This is a genomic window from Psychrobacter cibarius (assembly GCF_904845955.1).
In the GTDB taxonomy this organism is placed as follows: Bacteria; Pseudomonadota; Gammaproteobacteria; order Pseudomonadales; family Moraxellaceae; genus Psychrobacter; species Psychrobacter cibarius_B.
In genome coordinates, this window is sequence record NZ_CAJGYX010000001.1 from 11,651 (window position 1) to 30,264 (window position 18,614).

Sequence of the window (18,614 nt, forward strand, 5' to 3'; positions counted from 1 at the left end):
AAAACTATTTGTTCGCTTACGATTAAGCTTCAGTCTTTATCAGGCTGATTTTTATTAGGCTTAAGTTTTATAAGATTAATCATTCGTCGTTTTCGAAACTGACGTTTTGATAGTATTCTGGCGTTAGGTTAATAAAGCGGGTAAATTGCCCTTCAAAACCCAAACGTATGGTACCTATAGGGCCGTTACGCTGCTTACCAATAATGATTTCAGCCACGCCTTTATGGTCTGTATTCTCATTATAAACCTCATCACGATAGATGAACATAATCAAATCGGCATCCTGCTCAATCGCACCCGATTCACGCAAATCCGACATGATAGGACGCTTGTTAGGGCGGTTTTCTAGACTACGGTTAAGCTGCGACAAAGCGATAACAGGGCATTCAAGCTCACGTGCTAGCGCTTTGAGACTCCGTGAAATCTCAGAGATTTCCCCAACACGGTTGCCATCTAGGTTTGGCACTTTCATCAACTGCAGATAATCGACGACGATGGCGCCAAGCTTGCCGTCATGGTTTTTGGCGATACGGCGGCAGCGTGAACGCATCTCAGAGGGTGGCAGCGCTGTACTATCGTCAATATAAAGGTGCTTAGATTGCAAGTGCTGAATGGCATTCATCATTTTTGCCCATTCATCTTCATTCATTTGCCCAGAACGCAGATGCGTCTGATTAATCGCGCCCCATGAGGACAGCAAACGCATGACGATAGACTCAGCAGGCATCTCCATCGAAAACACCACAACAGGCAGATCTTCGTTAAATAAAATACCTTCTGCCAAGTTCATTGCAAAGGTGGTTTTACCCATAGAAGGGCGCGCAGCCACGATGATTAAGTCACCTGCCTGCAAGCCTTGGGTTTTATTATTCAACTCAGCAAACGGCGTCTGTAAACCAATCATGCCATCGGGATTGGATTTTAGCTCTTGAATCTTATCAATAACGTTGGTCAAAACAGCCGTAATACCCACAGGTCCACGTTGTTCAGCGCGTTTATTATGCTGCTCATTGATGCTAAATATCTTACCCTCAACACTGTCTAAAATATCACTGACGGTTTGGTCTTTAGGATTATAGGCGAGCGTAAGCATCTCATTGCCAGTCGTAATCAGTTGGCGTAGAGTAGATAGTTCACGAACGCGCTGAGCATAGGCGGTCAGGTTAAACAAGGTCGCAGGACTTTGGCTCAAAATATCTGCCAAGTAGCTATCGCCGCCTGCACTTTTAAGGAGTTTTTGTGCTTCAAGCCAGTCGTGTACCATGACCGTATCATAGGGTTCGTTGACTGCCGCTAAATGAGCAATAGCATCAAAAATATACTGATGTCGCCCTGCATAAAAATCATCTTTGGTAACGATATCAGCAATCTTGTCGTACGCCTCTTCGATACTCATTAAGGACGCGAGCAATGCCTTTTCAATGTCGATATTGTGCGGCGGTGTCTGATTGAGTAAGTCGTCGGTTTTTTCGTTGTCTGCCATGATTGCCTAATGTGTCAAAAGTCGATATAAAAGAGGGTATAAATGGGTATGTGATATCAGGGTTTCATTGGGTGCTGATACAGCAAATAAAACGCCACATGCCACTATAATTGAAGTACCAAAACCTGAGCTCGGTGTTGACTGGTAAATGCTATAATCAAAAGCGAAAGTTTAACACATAATAGGCTTTTTTCGGCACCGATAGACAACTATCTATTCTAGATGACGGTTGTAATAAGTAAAAAATCATCTATACAATATAAGTGTCAGTACTTATTTTTCCCATAAAAAATACAATAAAATTCACGACTCAATATAAATATAAAGGCGTAGTTACGATGCAAGATATACAAAAAAAATTGCCATTATTAATCACAACTGGTGAGCCTGCTGGTATTGGGATGGATATCGTGCTGCTATTAGCGGCTGAGGGTAAATTGCAAGATTTTGAACGCCCAATTTGGGTCACCGCCGATAGCACCGCTATGACAAAGCGCGCAGATGAGTTGGTTGCAGCTGATGTATTGAAAAACCCTCCCATCTGGCAAACTATAGATATCGTTACCAAAGATGATTTTTATGCAGGGCGACATCAGTATATTCGGACGTGGATAGTTCTTTTATTCTGCTTAATATATCTTGTGCTGAGCCAGTTGTCTGCGGACAAATTAACACGCACAATTCAGCAATGGTTGCTAAGCAGTTAGACATTGCCCATCAGTTGGCAACCAATAAAACAGTGGCCGCTATCGTCACTGGACCATTGCAAAAGTCTGCACTGATAGAAGCCGATATTAAACTATTAGATGGCACGATGTTTAGTGGTCATACAGAGTTTTTTATGCAGCAAAGTGGCTGTGATAAAGTCGTGATGATGCTCGCCAATCAAGCCATGAAAGTCGCGCTTGTCACCACTCATTTACCGCTAAAAGATATCCCTGCTGCAATCACGTCTGACAATGTACGCCAGACCGTACAAATTGTCGTCGATGAGATGAAAGCAAAATTTGGCTTAACGCAGCCACGTATTTTAGTCTGTGGTCTTAATCCACATGCAGGCGAGGGTGGGCATTTAGGCGTCGAGGAGATTGAGATTATCAATCCAGTGTTGCAAGAGTTCATCGATGTAGGCGTCGATATATCAGAGGCAATGCCAGCGGATACGTTATTTACACCCAGACATCTAGCCAACTGTGATGCGGTGATTGCTATGTATCATGATCAGGGGTTGCCGGTGCTCAAATCACATGGTTTTGGTGATACCGTCAATCTTACTTTAGGACTGCCGTATATCCGTACCTCGGTTGATCATGGGACTGCGCTTGATTTAGCGGGGCGCGGCAATGCTAGTGCCACTAGCTTGTATCAAGCATTAAAAATGGCAAACGAGATGGCAGATAAATCGCTTATTAAATAGACCTCTTGCATAAGCCGGCACCTTAGCGACATTTATCACGCAGTATTGGGTAACTTTGGTGTGAATGATGGCTATTTATGAATTATCAAACAGGGTTTAATATAAGTGGTTCCATTATACCAGTCTGTTTTAAGTGGTCTGTTAGTAGGTTTAGAGGGCTGAAATAGCTGGTTCTGCTAGGGTAATCCTAAAAGATCCATTCTATGATACTAAATCGCTAAGATTGTCGGGGATTCAGCATTCTGAGATAATGTAAGATGGCATATCTGAACTGAAAGCAAAGCGCTATTTGCATGCTCACTAAATTATCAGTACATCTATCAGAATAAATGAGAAACCCTAGAATGAAACAATCTTTTCAGACCCTGTTAAATCAAGTGGGACTTACCGCTTTAGTGACAGCATCATTACTATCTGGAACAGTACAAGCAGCAGATAACAATGACCATCTAAAGAGCACCGTTGATCAACAAGCCAAATTACTAATGAATGAGCATGATATTTCAGGGATGTCTTTTGGCGTCATCATCGATGGCAAATCACATTTTTATCATTATGGTTTGGCTGATAAGAAAGCCAAAATACCTGTCTCAGAAAACACTATTTTTGAGCTAGGCTCAATCAGTAAGACGTTTGCTGCTACCTTAGCCAGTTATTCAGAATTAAATGGCACACTTACATTAGAAGATACTGCTGATAAATATATTCCCTACCTAAAAAACAGCACCATTGGCAACACCAATCTTATAAACTTAGCTACCTATTCAGCTGGTGGTCTGCCGTTACAAGTACCTGATGAAATCAGAAACAATAAAGAGTTGCTTAGTTATTATAAATCTTGGCAGCCAGTCTTTTCTGTCAACTCAAAGCGTTTATATTCCAATGCCAGCATAGGATTGTTTGGTTATATATCGGCATTGAGCATGGATGCTGATTACACACAATTGATGGAAGAAAAAATACTGCCGTCACTCAATATGCCCAACACCTTTATCAATGTGCCTAATGACAAAATGGCGGATTATGCGTTTGGTTATAATGCTGTTGGCGGTGCTATCCGAGTCAATCCTGGCATGTTAGACGCTGAAGCCTATGGCATTAAATCCACCATTAAAGATATGACGCAGTTTATGGCGGCGAATATGGGGCTGGTGCCGCTGGATAAAGATATTCAGCAAGCGTTAGACAATAATAGAAAGGGTTACTATCAGGCGAGTACTTTTACCCAAGGGTTAGGATGGGAGATGTACTCTTATCCTACTCAGCTAAATACCTTACTCGAAGGTAACTCAATGGATGTGGTGCTAAAGCCTCAAGCCATTAAAATAGACAATCATCCAACGTCTATTTTAAACAACGTCTGGGTCAACAAAACAGGCGCTACTAATGGGTTTGGTGGCTATATCGCTTATATTCCTGCCGAAAAATTAGGGATTGTCATTCTGGCAAATAAAAACTATCCAAATGCAGATAGGATCAAAGCAGCGTATACGATTTTAGAAAGTGCGATGACTCATTGATTGAGCATGAGTTACAAGGCGACCTTATGAAAATGGCGTTTCACTAATAACCTAGCTAGATGCTGGGTTATTACGTTCAACTTTTAAGAGCAGCCTTCTACCAAATAAATCGCTTCTGGTGTACCAATATCAATGCTTTCTACCGCACCTTTTAATAGGTTTTTATTGTCTGCTGTCCACTCAGTCGCCTTAATCGTAGAATCACTCAGCTTTTGACCGCCCTTGATGTGATATTCAATTTGTAGGGATAACTTATCCTGTTTATTATTAAGCTCAATATTGTCGTCTTTTAAGAATTCTCCAAGTGGGCTTTCTTTTATCACCTTAAAATTGACGTTAGCAATCAGGCTATAGTAATCACCATCAACCGCATATTTATCGACCTCGTAGCTAAGCTCGTCATTATGTGCTTTCATAACGTCTGTAGCGGAATTGCCAATGTTGATGTCTTTATAAAACGGGATGCTTGGATCCTGAATACTGATCAGAGCAACTTTACCATCTATGATTTGATACAGCACAGAAGCACGTTCACCGTACTCTTTATCGACATAGTTCAGTTTTGGATTACTGACGTAATAGCATTGTTCGTTATTGCTCTTGGCTTTGGTCATTCCTAGGCTATTTAGCAACTCAGAAGTAATCATCTGACCGAAGCTTAGTTTCTGATAGCCTGAAGGGCTGACGATTTGCTCATCAGCTATATTTGCTGCTTCGCTAGTTTGGGCTTTATCCATAGCACTCGTATCTGTAGGCGCTAGATTGACAGACATCTCATCATTCTTAGCCATGTCTTTATCTATATTATTCGTTTGTGCAGTGCCGTCATTATTTGAAGATGAGGGCTGTGAGTCACAGCCTGTCATCAGTTGTACAGCAGCGATTAATAAAGTAGAAGCCATTGCCGTTCTAATTATCGGCAATGATGATTTTGAATAAAAAGTTAACATGGCTCAATTCCTGAATTCAGATCATTGATATTAATATATACCTCAATGAACCTTGTATAAACTGTTTTTCTTATGCTCAATTTCATTTAAGATAACGTCTAATCGGTGCGTCTATAGCGCACTAAAGACGAATAGAATATGGATGGTAAGCACACCATAAAGTACACTGTGACTCTTTCAATAAGTTAAAATCTTGATCCATTAGCCTACAGCTTAACGTTCAAATCCTCACTAGGGTACCATGCTCATTCGCATAATAGTCGTTATAAAAAATGATTTTAGAATAAAAAAGCAATGTGTCAGTTGTGGCAAGGTATGGGTAGTTTACTAATAAAATATCTCAAAAATACAGCAAATTTACGAGCTGTGGTATAATTTCGTATTACAAAACGAGCCAATAAAAGCGCTTATAAAACCAGTATATTGCTGCCATAGCGCTATAGCCCATTTATCTTTTACCCATTAAGACTTTTTTATGTCCAAAATTTCGTTTGATGCTCAGTCTATTACCAACAGCCTACGCGCTGCCAAACACCAACCGCGTAAGCGCTTTGGTCAAAACTTCTTACATGATCGCAGTGTCATCCGCGAGATTGTTGAGAGCATTCGTTTAGAGCGCGATGACAATTTGATTGAGATTGGGCCAGGGATGGGCGCACTGACTGAGCCATTATTGGCAGAGGTGGATGCGATGACTGTGGTCGAGCTGGATCGTGATTTGGCAGACAGCCTGCGTATTCGTATCGGTGCCAACAGCCATCCAAACTTTACGATCATCAAAGACAATGCCATGCATGTCGACTATCGCGAGCTGTATAGCGATGAGCGGGGCAAGCTCCGTGTGGTTGGTAATCTGCCGTATAATATTTCTACGCCTATCTTATTTCATTCGCTCAGTTATGCCGATGTGATTCAAGACATGCACTTTATGCTGCAAAAAGAAGTGGTCGAGCGTATTACGGCGGATGTCGGTAGCAAAACTTATGGTCGCCTATCTGTCATTATGCAGTATCACTGCCATACCGACTATCTACTGACCGTACCACGTGGTGCTTTTAATCCGCCACCAAAAGTAACCAGTGCGGTTTTTCGTTTGACGCCGCATATCATTAAGCCAGTCGTCGCAGAGGACGAAGAGTATTTCGCGCTTGTGGTGCGTGAAACCTTTAACCATCGTCGTAAGACGCTACGTGCCATCTTTAAAAAATCAACGTTGCTACCGACATTGAGCGAAGAAGATTTCGCAGCGTGTAGCATCGACCCACAAGCACGTCCTGAAGTCTTAAGTGTGAAGGATTTTGTGAATTTGAGCAATCAGGCGCGTAAAGTAGAGGTTTGAATCGAGTTACTGCTGATTCGTCGTCAAAGACATTTATATGGAAATGACGATATAAAATTTTCACATAAAACTATCACGTAAAGACACTGAGAATTTATGAGCTTTCGCCATCAGTATGTCATCGGTGACCTGCAAGGTTGCTATGCGGCGTACCTTCATTTACTTGAAATATTGGATTTTGATCCTGCACAAGACAAGCTATGGTTTGCAGGGGACTTGGTGGCACGTGGTGAAGATTCGTTAAGTACCTTGCGTCATGTCAAAGCACTTTGCGAGCAAGGCGCAGCCGCGACAGTACTCGGCAATCATGATATCAATTTGATCGCTGTCTGGCGCGGTGCGGCAAAGATTAAAAAAAAGGATCAAACAGCGCCTATTTTTGCTGCCGATGATTGTGATGAACTGCTTGAATGGTTACGTCATCAGCCAGTATTGGCTTTTCCTGATGAGCAGACGGTATTGGTTCATGCTGGCATTCCACCGCATTGGACGGTTGAGGCGGCCGCAAATCACGCGCAGCAGTTAGAGTCACAATTGCAAAGTAGTTTAAAACAGCTGGATCGTTTATTGCCAAATTTATATAGTAAGACTGCTGATGACTGGCATCCAGATATTAGCGGCTTTACCAAAATGCGTGCAATTGCCAATTATTTCACTCGTATGCGGCTGTGTAAACAAGACGGCACGTTAGAATTTAGCTTTGCAGCAGGGTTAGAAGCGTCTATGCCAGAGGGGTTTTTGCCTTGGTTTGAATGGCAAGTACCGCGGACTCGCAAGGTATTATTTGGGCATTGGGCAGCGCTGAAAGGTGAGGTAGACTTACCGTATGCGCGTGCACTTGACGGCGGCTGCGTTTGGGGTAATGATCTATTGGCTTATCGCTTGAGAGATGAAAAAATCATCAGGTCAAGTGCGCACTGCTTACAGCCAGAAACATAATATTAGGGTATGGACTCATTTCTATCTCCGTTTTAAAATGAGGTCACGCCCCAACTATTTGGCTTATCCAAACGATTTATTAAACCACCAAAACCTTCCCATTAGCTGGGTAGGTTTGGTGGTTTTTTGGGTTTAGGTAGTGAGGTTTTAGCATCGCCAGCGGTCTTGTTTTCAGGGTTGCTGTTATCGCTTTCAGGGTGGGCAGTCGTCTCATTACCCTCAGTAAAGGCGTTATGCGCTTTATCATATTGAATATCACTACTATAAGGAACGCTATTGAGCTCCTCATCTATCAGCCCATCATCGAGTTCAATGGTTTTTTTGGTACTGATATGATTGGTGGTGCTGTGTGTTTCCCGACTTTTTAGCGCAGCATCAGTGTCAGCATTTGAGATGTTATTATCGTAATCTATGTCTGTGATAGCCTGTTCATTTTGCATGCTTTTTTGCTTGGATTTAGGTAGGATTTTTACATCAGACAAACGCCGCACGACATAATTATTGGGAATAGTTTGTCCTCCTTTATGAGCGCTGGTATCGTCAAAGATCATATGTCCTTGGCTGTCGATACGAGCATATTTCATTGGCTTATCACGTGGCCAGAAAAAGTCTGAAGGATGGGTAAGCATATGGCTGAAAAGCTGCTTGGTTAAACGACTCCACTCCATGAATTTGACTTCTTTAGAGCGCAGTGCCACAAATAAGGCGAGCGAAAAGCTGACCATGAGGTTCACCATGCCGATAAGGGCAACGCCTAAAATAGAAATAAACACAATCTGCCAATCCCACTGGTTGGCAGATATATTAAACAGTCCATGCGCCAAATTCGCCGAGGCAAACGCAATGTGGCGAATATCAATCGGTAAGCCAAATAAATAGCCAATTGTTGCAGTGCTACCTAAGAACACCCCGAACAAGAAATTGCCCATAATGGCGCCGAGGTTGGCTTCTATAAAACCGCCTAAACGCTGTAACCAAGTTTTTGGTAGTAGGTATTGAAGTAGTTTGTGGCGCTGAATACGGGCACCGATTTGGTTGTAGACCGCCAAGTTATCGTAGTAACCAGCAATAAGACCCGATAAAAATAAATAGACGCCAGCAATGGCCGCGTGGGGCAATGCCAGTGAGTGAAAGGGGTCAAGATCATGCAGTAAGTGTGCAGCCTTGTCGGTATTGATCATCGGCGCACCAGTATATTGTAGCCATGCAAAAGAGATAATCAGAGCGACTGGTATCGCTAGCATAATATTACCCATAATCGCCACAAACTGGGTACGTAAAATATCGACCACCAATTCTGATAGTTTATTTAACTGGTGTGACTTTTTGCCAGAACCGTCCGATATAGTAGAGGCGATTGCCGCCGCCGTCATAGCAGGCTGTTTGGTAGCAACCGTACCATGAACGATATGGATAAAAACAAAACCCAATCCATAAATCATACTATTTACAAAGGCGCGTCCCATCGGTGCGAGGGCTAGGTTATAGGCTAATATCTTAAGCGTTGCCATAAAAGCAATAATAAAACCACCAATAGAGGCTTTCTTGAACATTTTTTGGTAGCCCGATTTATCGGTACTAATATAATGTTCACCCACACGGCTGGCATTTTCAGTGACTTTGCGCGACAGCAGCTTAGTATTATTATCAATTAAGTATCCAATACTATAACGGCGGCTAGCAGTGGTAATCAGTGCTTGAATCAATTCAATGAGCGCCTGATCACGCTTATCATAATTATCTGCTACCAGTTCAGTTAGGATGCGCATACGCTGCAAGCTTTGGTCTAAACGCAGCATCATATTGGTCAGGCGAATAGAGATCCCCGTTTTATAAATGCGCTTGCGTATGGTGGCAACGATATCTTCGCATTGTTCAATCATGACCAGTAACGGCGCAGGATCTACCGCTTTTTCGGGCGTGATATCCGTTAAAGTATCAAGCTCATGCGCTTCTCGGTACTGATTGACGTATAAGACCGCCTCTTGATTTTGTGCCACAAATGACGCTGAATAATTCAGCATTTGCGGATAAAATTCCATCAAATCTGGATGCAAGCCAATACCGCTGATACGGTATGACAAAATGATAATCGCGTTCAAAATACTGTTTTTTGCTGTCGCAACTAAGTTTAAATGCTGCTCATCGACTTTGAGTAGCTCAACCAGTTCATCCCATTTGTCTTTTTTAATATTGGCAAGCCAGCGCTCATCAGAGCGTTTATCAAATAAATAACCGACCAATTCTACGACAGAATCTTCTTGTGGCAATAGCGGTAAAAAACGGTGCCCGATAAGGCGACGTAGACTATTAAAAAAGCCCTGATCCGACATGATGCCAGTATCGGTATATAAAGCAATTTGGCGATATTCAATAATCAGTTTTAAGACGAAACTTGACAGTCCATCTGCATATTCTGGATGTTGACGTAAAATATCAATCAGCTCTTGAATGTTTTGATTGGCTAACGTGGGCCCTTTATCACTCACTCATAGCTCATCGATTAAGCGCTTGAGTACCGCAGGATCTGGCACATCACTTAAGGCTGTAATCTGTTGTAAAATGTGTTTTATTTCTGACACATTGCATCCCTTGTGGTGGTTATTTCAATCATTGTTATTATTGAGTATGAGCAAAGATATAAGTGCTTTGAATGGCTATATTGGTTATCAATGTCGCGATATCTACCACTGTTGATGGTTAGGTTTCTAATTTATAGCTCACTAATTTGGAAATTATTAGCTTTAAGCTTATTGGTTTCGGCGTTAAAGATATTTGTACCAATCTTAATGTTGTGACTTTGCGTTATTTTAATCGTAACAATGCCTGAGCGGTTAATTATTTTGTTAGCAGTTATTTTGTGGCGCTCATTATATCGATTGTGGAAACCATCACTGTGATGATATTTTTGGCAAAAAAGGGACAGTAGCGTGACTGTCCCCTTATCGTAGTGCGGTATGGCTTACTTTATTATAAAAGTAAGAAATTAGCTAGCAGGTACATCAAAGTAGCTAAGATCAAAGTTCATCATTGGATCACTACCAGCTTGAACCATTTGTGCATGAGCATCAATGCGTGGCAAAATACGACCGACGAAATAATCGGCAAGCTTGGCTTTATTGGTATAAAACTCACCTTCTTTACCGTTAGCGGCTTCTACCATCAACGCAAACATATACGAATAAGCGAGGTAACCAAAGGCATGCATGTAGTCAACGGCACAGCCATTGACTTCGTTTTTACGCTCGCCAATGTTGCTAAGCACAGTGTTGGTCAATGCTTCAATCGTGTCAGCAGCATCTAGCGTTGCTTGCTTGATACCATGATCTGCTTGCATATTGTTAACGAAATCACGAATCTCACCCAAGAAATGGATGACGTATTTGCCATTGTTTTTCGCCACTTTACGACCTAGTAAATCAAGTGCTTGAATACCATTGGTGCCTTCATAAATCTGGGCAATACGGGTATCACGAACGATTTGCTCCATACCCCATTCGCGGATATAGCCGTGACCGCCAAATACTTGCTGGCAATCAATGGTGGCTTCTAATGCTTTATCAGTCAAGAACGCTTTAGCCACTGGCGTCAATAGAGCAACACGTGCGGCAGCAGCTTGCGCAGCCTCTGGATCAGTACTAAATTTCTCTTCATCAAGGTTTTTGGCCACGTACATCGCAAAGCAACGTGAGGCTTCGGTATTGGCTTTGGCATTTAATAGCATACGGCGCACATCAGCATGATGAATGATGGCATCTGCTGGTTTTTCTGGACTTTGCAGTTGGGTATCGCTACGACCTTGACCACGGTCGTTGGCATATAACGCCGCATTCTGATAAGCAAGCTCAGAACCACCAAGGCCTTGCAGACCCATAGTGACACGCTCATAGTTCATCATAATGAACATTGATGACAGACCCGTGTTTTCGGCACCAACCATCCAGCCTTTAGCGCTGTCAAAGTTCATGACACAAGTGGCTGAGGCTTTGATACCCATTTTATGCTCGATAGAGCCGACTGCTAGGGTGTTACGCTCGCCTAAGCTGCCATCTGCATTGACCAAAAATTTTGGTACGACAAATAGTGAAATACCTTTTGAGCCTTCTGGCGCGTTAGGGGTTTTTGCCAATACCAAATGAATGATATTTTCGGTTAAGTCATGCTCACCGCCAGTGATAAAGATTTTGGTACCTGAGATATCATAGCTACCGTCATCATTAGGAACGGCTTTGGTTTTGATAATACCCAGATCAGTACCAGCATGCGGCTCTGTCAAGCACATGGTGCCCGCCCACTCGCCGTTGTACATTTTTTCTAAGTAAGTTTGCTTTTGTTCTTCAGAAGCCGCTGCGTTTAGGCACAGTGTTGCGCCAACGGTTAGGTTAGGGTAGAGGGCAAATGATTGGTTGGCAGTGAATACCATCTCTTCAGTCAGCATAGTCACCATTTTTGGGAAACCTTGACCACCGTATTCAGCGTTACCACTTAAGCCAACCCAGCCTGATTCAGCATACTGTTTATACGCTTCTTTAAATCCAGTAGGAGTCGTGACGACGCCATTACCTTCAAAGGTTGCGCCTTCTTCATCGCCGCTGCGGTTGATTGGCAAAAGAATGTTTTTTGACAGTTTTGCCATTTCTTCCAAAATCATATCGACTGTTTCCATATCGACATGAGCTAAGTTTTCGTTATTTTGCCAAAATTTAGGCGCGTTAAATACATCATTTAAGATAAAGCGCATGTCATTCAGAGGGGCATTATAAACAGCCATAAACATTCCTTTGGTTCAAATAAATAAAATTAAAGTTGTTAAAGATATCAATTGTTCTTTTGGTCTAACCTTAGCGGTTAATAATCAAAGTTTAGCAAATAAGCTTGCGCACGGGTGTGTTTCTTCGTGAGTTGTGCGTACACCAAAAGTATTGATAAAAGATAGCCTTTATAAAAATAAGAATAGATTTTTAGAAAAGGTTAGATTTTTTAAAGTGCTGACTCTACTCGTTATACATTTTAATAGCGCTAAGAAAATCGGCAACACACCTGAGTATGTTGCCGATAAAAATACAGTATTAGCAGTATTTAACGTCTAATTAAAAAGCGAACTGATCAACGTCCATGCTCATGTATGGTTCAACACCAGTGCTGATACGCTGTACGTGAGTGGTGGTACGTGGCAATAGCTTAGCAAAGTAGAACTGCGCGGTTTTTACTTTCGCGTCGTAGAAGGCTTGTTCGCTAGTACCGTTAGCAAGTTCAGTTTGTGCTACTAATGCCATGCGTGCCCATAAGTAGGCTAGCGTTACATAACCGCTGAAATACATGTAATCAACCGCAGCGCCGCCAACCGCATCTGGGTTTTCAGTGGCTTGCATGCCGATGCGTGCAGTCAAATCACCCCATTCTTTAAGGTGTTTGGCAAGTGGGCGAATAAACTGACCCATCTCGTCATTTTCTTTATTTTCTTCACAGAATGTCTGAATGATTTTAACAAAGTTTGCAAGCAGTTTGCCTTGTGAGCCCAATACTTTACGACCTAGTAGATCGAGCGCTTGGATTTCAGTGGTACCTTCGTATAAGCAAGCAATACGCGTATCACGCACGTTTTGCTCCATGCCCCATTCGCTGATAAAGCCATGACCACCATAAACCTGTACGCCATGGTTAGCCGCTTCTAGACCCGTTTCAGTCAAGAAAGCTTTAGCGATCGGTGTCAATAGTGACAACATTTGATCAGCAAATTTAAGCGCATCGCCTTCGCCTTTTGCAACAGTATCGGCAAAATGTGAGAGGTAATAGACTAAAGCACGACCACCTTCAGCAAAGGCTTTTTCAGTCAACAGCATGTTACGAACCGCTGGATGTACAATGATAGGGTCAGCGACTTTTTCAGGGGCTTTAACACCAGATAATGAACGCATTGCTAGACGATCTTTGGCATATGTTAATGAGCCTTGGAACGCATATTCTGCTGCTGTTAAACCTTGAACGGCAGTACCAATACGCGCCACGTTCATAAAGGTAAACATGCACTGTAGACCACGGTTTTCTGGGCCAATTAGATAACCCGTTGCGCCATCAAAGTTCATCACGCAAGTGGCTGAGGCTTTGATACCCATTTTGTGTTCGATAGAGCCACAAACGACGTTGTTGTTTTCACCTAGGCTACCATCTTCGTTGACCGTTACCTTAGGAACGATAAACAGTGAGATGCCTTTTGTGCCAGCAGGCGCGCCTGGTAGACGAGCCAATACAATGTGAATAATATTGTCCGTTAAGTCATGCTCACCCGCTGAAATGAAGATTTTTTGACCAGTGATGCTATAGCTGCCGTCTTCTTTAGGCTCGGCTTTGGTGCGGATAATACCCAAATCAGAACCCGCATGTGCTTCAGTCAAGCACATGGTGCCTGACCATTCGCCGCTGACCATTTTTTCTTGGTAGGTTTGTTTTTGCTCGTCCGTACCGTGATGCTCGATGGTTTGAATGGCACCATGCGATAAACCAGGGTACATAGAAAATGACCAGTTAGCCGTACCAACCATTTCATTAATGACGGTTGATAATGAGAACGGCATGTTTTGACCACCGAAGTCTTCTTCAGCAGACAACGCTGGGAAGCCAAGCTCACAATACGCTTTGTATGCTTCTTTAAAGCCTTTTGGCGTAGTGACTTGACCATTGTTAAACTGGCAGCCTTCAGCGTCACCACTTTGATTCAATGGTGATAGCTCATTTTCAGCAAAGCTTGCCGCCATCTCAAACAGGCTGTCCATTAGCTCGCGATCCGCTTCTTGGAATGCTGGCAGGGTTTTATAATGGCATTCGCTGTCGAGTAACTCATGCATCACGAATTGAATGTCACGTAAGGGCGCTTTGTATTGCATAACTTCCTGTCCTTTTGAGAATATAACCAATCATCATCAAGGGTAGGCACATGACTGCACTGTTATTTAGTGCACAAGTCCAGCCCATATTAATCTAACGAGCCCAAATAAATGCTAGGCAATAATGCAGATTGACGATGTTGTCGGCTATATAAAATAGTATTGAAAAGAATGGTGATGGTCAGAGTAAGCTTGAAACTTAATAAGCTCTAACAAATTCACTATAAAAGATAGGCTTTCAGAGGGGATTATACAAGTATGGTGACAGCACTGATAAGTCATGAACCTATCTTGCATCGGTTATACAATCGACGTTAGGCGTTAAGAGGAAATGCGAATAACCATATGAAAATACTAATGATACTGGATAAATAAACATTCGTTAAAGGGGTTTATTTGGCAGCGTACTGCTGAATCAACATCTCAGTCGCAGCATCTGCTGGCACTGGTTTGCCAAACCAATAGCCTTGACCCTGTTGACAGCCCATTTTTAGCAAGACATCGCGCTGTTGTTCGGTTTCGATACCTTCGGCGACTACCTGCATATCAAGTGCCATTGCCAAGTCTAAAATAGCTTTTACAATGGCATGTTGGGTACGATCGGTGTCGATGTTGGATATAAAACTTTTGTCAATTTTAATAAAATCAAATGGATATTCTTGTAAGTAACTCAAAGAGGCATAACCGGTGCCAAAGTCATCCAACGCCAGAAAAATCCCCAGCTCTTTGAGCAGAGTAAGCTGTTTTTTGACATTTGCATGACGCTGAATTAAGGATGATTCAGTGACTTCAATATGTAGCTGATGCGCAGAAATACGGTGTTGCACCAGTAAACTGCTCACCATCTCAGAAAACTCAGGGTGGCTAAATTCGGCGGCATCTGCATTGATACAGATATGTTGATAAAACCCTTGCTGTTGCCAAGTCGATAACTGCTTACCAATTTGAACCGCCATGTGCGAGAACAGCTCAAACGACAGTTTATGAGTGATATTGGCATTGATAAAATGTATCGGCTTTAGCAGTCCGCGAGTCGGGTGTTGCCAACGTACCAGCGCTTCAAAACCAATAATGATGCCAGTAGCCAGCTCAAACTTTGGTTGATAATAAGCAACAAACTGATTTTCAGTGGTAGCGGCTCTAAGTTCCGCCTCTAACTGCAAGCTACCTGCAGTGGCTTCGTCAATGGCCGTATCATACCAGCAAATGTCATCACCGCCTTGCTGCTTGACATAATGCAGTGCTTTTTCAGCTTTGGTCAATAATCCTGTCACTTCGTCGTCGTTAGTGGGAAAGTAACTGACCCCGACGGAAATATGACAATAAATCTTGGCGTCTGTTGCAGTGTTTTCATCTAAGGAGAAGGGGCGTTCACACATTTGCATCAAGCTATCTAGCTGATGACGTACCATATTAGCGTCATTAAATTCGAATAATAACGCAAAATCATCGCCGCCAAAATGGGAAAAACAATTTAAATTATCGAGCTTGAGGTTCTTCAGGCGTGTGACAAAGTTTTTTACCAAAGTGTTGATGCCGTCAGGGCCAAGCAAGCTTGCTAGATTGCGATAACGGTCAATATTAAAGCGCACAATCACGACTTCTTGATAACTGTCCAACAATAGGTCGCTGGTCTGACTCAAGAAAACTTTACGGTTTGGTAATCCAGTCAATTGATCATAATTGAGCAAATGAGCCACTTGCTTTTGATCTTTGACGACCGAGGACATATCACGCACCATACCGATATAATAAGTCTTGTGATTGACACAGATTTTGCGATAAGTCATGTGACAGTCAAGTATTTGTCCATAACGGTTCGGCATCGAAAAGTCGTTTTCATAAAAACCATTGCAGTCTAGATGGTTAGTAATATCTGCTAAAACGGCTCTTTCTTCATCTGATAAAAACTCTGCCGCATAAACACCAAGTGGTCTGCCAAGCAAAAATGACTCACTGTAGCCAATGATAATCTCATAACTGGCATTGACCGATAGATAGCGTAAATTGGCATCCAAGATGAATATGGCATCATCAAGCTGCTCGCATAACTCGGCCAGCAGTTGCTGCTTGTCTGCGATGGAAATAGGGGCGAAAGCAGTCATAGTTGGACTCAACACGTCGAAACGGAACAGCAATTAGGATTACGCATAGGATATTTACCCATAATAGCTCAAAGCATGCAGAGTCGCCAACGCCACCACGGGTGCGGTCTCGGTGCGTAAGATTCTTGAGCCAATTTGCCAAGGTTCAAAACCAGCTTTGGCTGCTTGCTGGCATTCATCAACGCTCAGACCACCTTCAGGGCCTATTAGCAGCTCAATATAAGGAGACTGTTGCGTTAAGATTGTTGGTAGCGACTTAGGCATTGCTGGTTGTCCGGCAGCTGGTACGCTCAGTTGCAGACGCAAATCTGCTGGTTTTTGTAATATTTGGTAATAAGGGTCTTGGCTAAGGGTGGTAACAATAGTACTGGTAGTAGGAGGGCGCACGTCCATTTGTGAATCGGAAGAGTGGGTCGCTGACTTTTGTAACCAGTCATTTATGGACACAGGCGCAATAATAAGCGGTGGACGGTTAAGACCGCATTGTTCACACGCAGCAATGGCAACTTGCTGCCAATGTGCCAGTTTTTTTTCTACTTGGGCAGGCTTTAGATTGACCTCGCCATGATGGCTACTTAGCAATTGAATGGCAGTGACACCAAGCTCGGTGGATTTTTGAATCGCATAGTCCATGCGTTCACCGCGGCTCATCACTAGACCGATCTTAGTGAAGACAGCGGCACTTCGGTCAGTATCTACATGTGCTAATAATGTCACAGTGGCGTGTTTTTTACTGATGGCTTGTAGCTGCACCTGATACTCGCCGCCAAAGCCGTCAAATAATATGCCTTGATCGCCAATATTGGCACGTAATACACGGCACCAATGATGGACGATACTCTCTGTTAATTCGGCACTATCTCCAATAGCCAAGGTGCTAAGTTGAGGATGGAGTGAGCTTCTTTCATCACTGATGTCATTGCTGGTGTCATAAAAAAAACGTCGCACAGTTGCTTAGTCCTATTGTTTGAATAATATATTTCAAATATCTTAGCAGAATATCGTTTGAGAGGGTAAAGGGATTATCTTTAGTAGAATTTGCATTAGTGCAATTCCCATAGCAAAAAGACTGGCGCTCCTAGGAACGCCAGTCTTTAAAAAATACATTTAATAAATACGATGAGCAATTAAGCTAAGCCGAGTGCTTCAACCAAGCGCTTGTTTGGCTCGACCTTATTCATGCTATAAAAATGCATGGCAGGTACGCCCTCAGCAATTAGGCGCTCGCATAAACGATAGACCACATCAAAACCAAATTCACGAATGGCTTTGCGGTCATCGCCAAAGTCAGACAACTGCTTACGTACATAACGCGGAATATCAGCGCCACAGCTATCGGCAAAGCGTACCAAATTACTTGAGTTAGTAATTGGCATGATACCAGCGATTAAAGGCTGAGCAACCGTATCGATACCACGCTTCTCTAAGGTATCACGCAAATATAAGTAACTATCAGCGTTATAGAAAAACTGGGTAATCGGTGCATTAGCACCTGCTTGGTATTTATTGACCAAGTTGTCAACATCAAACGCAAAGCTACGCGCTTGTGGATGCATTTCAGGATACGCTGCGACCTCGATATGGAAATGATCGCCTGAATATTCACGGATAAACTTCACCAAGTCTAACGCAAACGGCAGCTCGCCCATACCGACTTGACCTGATGGTAAATCACCACGCAGGGCGACTAAGCGCTTGATACCCAAATCTTTATACAGATCGAGCAATTCAGCGATTTCCGCCTTATCATCACCGATACAAGATATATGCGGCGCAATATCAGTATCGCCGCGTGCGCATAGTGCTTGGACGATATCTAAAGTGCGATTTCGGGTTGAACCGCCAGCACCGTAAGTCACCGAAAAATATGCAGGTGATAGCTTATTCAACTCATCATAAGTACTGAGTAGTTTTTCATGACCTAGCTCGGTTTTGGCAGGGAAAAACTCAAAGGAGAAAGCAGGCTTAGTCACAGTC

The 18,614-nt window shown here is 42.8% G+C and carries 12 protein-coding genes and 1 pseudogene; 5 read left to right on the forward strand and 8 right to left on the reverse strand.

The window, feature by feature from the left end:
• Nucleotides 1–79: 79 nt before the first annotated feature.
• The gene (gene dnaB, locus JMV76_RS00070; protein WP_055124901.1) at nt 80–1,483 is read right to left on the reverse strand and encodes a replicative DNA helicase; all 1,404 of its coding nucleotides are present in this window, start codon (nt 1,481–1,483) and stop codon (nt 80–82) included.
• A gap of 338 nt (nt 1,484–1,821) precedes the next feature.
• Between dnaB and JMV76_RS14655 the strand changes: the two genes are divergently transcribed.
• The 3 genes from JMV76_RS14655 to ampC all read left to right on the forward strand — a co-directional run bounded on the left by JMV76_RS14655 (nt 1,822) and on the right by ampC (nt 4,420).
• Nucleotides 1,822–2,190 carry a hypothetical protein gene (locus JMV76_RS14655; RefSeq protein WP_227689960.1) on the forward strand — a complete coding sequence of 123 codons (369 nt, stop codon included), beginning with the start codon at nt 1,822–1,824 and terminating at the stop codon, nt 2,188–2,190.
• Nucleotides 2,091–2,900, forward strand: coding sequence for a 4-hydroxythreonine-4-phosphate dehydrogenase PdxA (pdxA, locus tag JMV76_RS00075; protein ID WP_227689962.1), 810 nt, complete (start codon nt 2,091–2,093; stop codon nt 2,898–2,900). Before JMV76_RS14655 ends, pdxA begins: the two co-directional genes overlap by 100 nt.
• A 344-nt stretch (nt 2,901–3,244) precedes the next feature.
• Entirely contained in the window at nt 3,245–4,420 is a 1,176-nt protein-coding gene (ampC, locus tag JMV76_RS00080) for a class C beta-lactamase (RefSeq protein WP_201501179.1), read from the forward strand.
• 83 nt (nt 4,421–4,503) lie between these two features.
• On the opposite strand, the gene JMV76_RS00085 is transcribed toward ampC, so the two are convergent.
• Nucleotides 4,504–5,370, reverse strand: a complete 867-nt coding sequence (locus JMV76_RS00085; RefSeq protein WP_201501180.1) for a hypothetical protein — start codon at nt 5,368–5,370, stop codon at nt 4,504–4,506.
• A 475-nt stretch (nt 5,371–5,845) separates the two neighbouring features.
• Between JMV76_RS00085 and rsmA the strand changes: the two genes are divergently transcribed.
• Complete coding sequence (gene rsmA, locus JMV76_RS00090) at nt 5,846–6,709, forward strand: 16S rRNA (adenine(1518)-N(6)/adenine(1519)-N(6))-dimethyltransferase RsmA (protein WP_201501181.1); 864 nt, start codon at nt 5,846–5,848, stop codon at nt 6,707–6,709.
• Nucleotides 6,710–6,805: 96 nt separating this feature from the next.
• Complete coding sequence (locus JMV76_RS00095) at nt 6,806–7,648, forward strand: symmetrical bis(5'-nucleosyl)-tetraphosphatase (protein WP_201501182.1); 843 nt, start codon at nt 6,806–6,808, stop codon at nt 7,646–7,648.
• Between the two features lie 101 nt (nt 7,649–7,749).
• Here JMV76_RS00095 and JMV76_RS00100 read toward each other — a convergent pair.
• The 6 genes and pseudogenes from JMV76_RS00100 to JMV76_RS00125 all read right to left on the reverse strand — a co-directional run bounded on the left by JMV76_RS00100 (nt 7,750) and on the right by JMV76_RS00125 (nt 18,610).
• Nucleotides 7,750–10,230: pseudogene (locus JMV76_RS00100) on the reverse strand (site-specific recombinase).
• 404 nt (nt 10,231–10,634) lie between these two features.
• Nucleotides 10,635–12,419 (reverse strand): acyl-CoA dehydrogenase C-terminal domain-containing protein, encoded by a 1,785-nt coding sequence (locus JMV76_RS00105; RefSeq protein WP_201501183.1) that lies wholly within the window; start codon nt 12,417–12,419, stop codon nt 10,635–10,637.
• Nucleotides 12,420–12,738: 319 nt separating this feature from the next.
• Nucleotides 12,739–14,532, reverse strand: a complete 1,794-nt coding sequence (locus JMV76_RS00110) for an acyl-CoA dehydrogenase C-terminal domain-containing protein (protein ID WP_201501184.1) — start codon at nt 14,530–14,532, stop codon at nt 12,739–12,741.
• A gap of 392 nt (nt 14,533–14,924) precedes the next feature.
• On the reverse strand, nt 14,925–16,637 hold the full coding sequence (locus JMV76_RS00115; protein ID WP_201501185.1) for a putative bifunctional diguanylate cyclase/phosphodiesterase: 1,713 nt from the start codon (nt 16,635–16,637) through the stop codon (nt 14,925–14,927).
• A 54-nt stretch (nt 16,638–16,691) separates the two neighbouring features.
• Nucleotides 16,692–17,585: a 16S rRNA (uracil(1498)-N(3))-methyltransferase gene (locus JMV76_RS00120; protein WP_201501186.1), complete on the reverse strand. Its 894-nt coding sequence runs from the start codon at nt 17,583–17,585 to the stop codon at nt 16,692–16,694.
• Between the two features lie 179 nt (nt 17,586–17,764).
• Nucleotides 17,765–18,610, reverse strand: a complete 846-nt coding sequence (locus JMV76_RS00125; RefSeq protein WP_201501187.1) for a methylenetetrahydrofolate reductase — start codon at nt 18,608–18,610, stop codon at nt 17,765–17,767.
• Nucleotides 18,611–18,614: the final 4 nt, after the last annotated feature.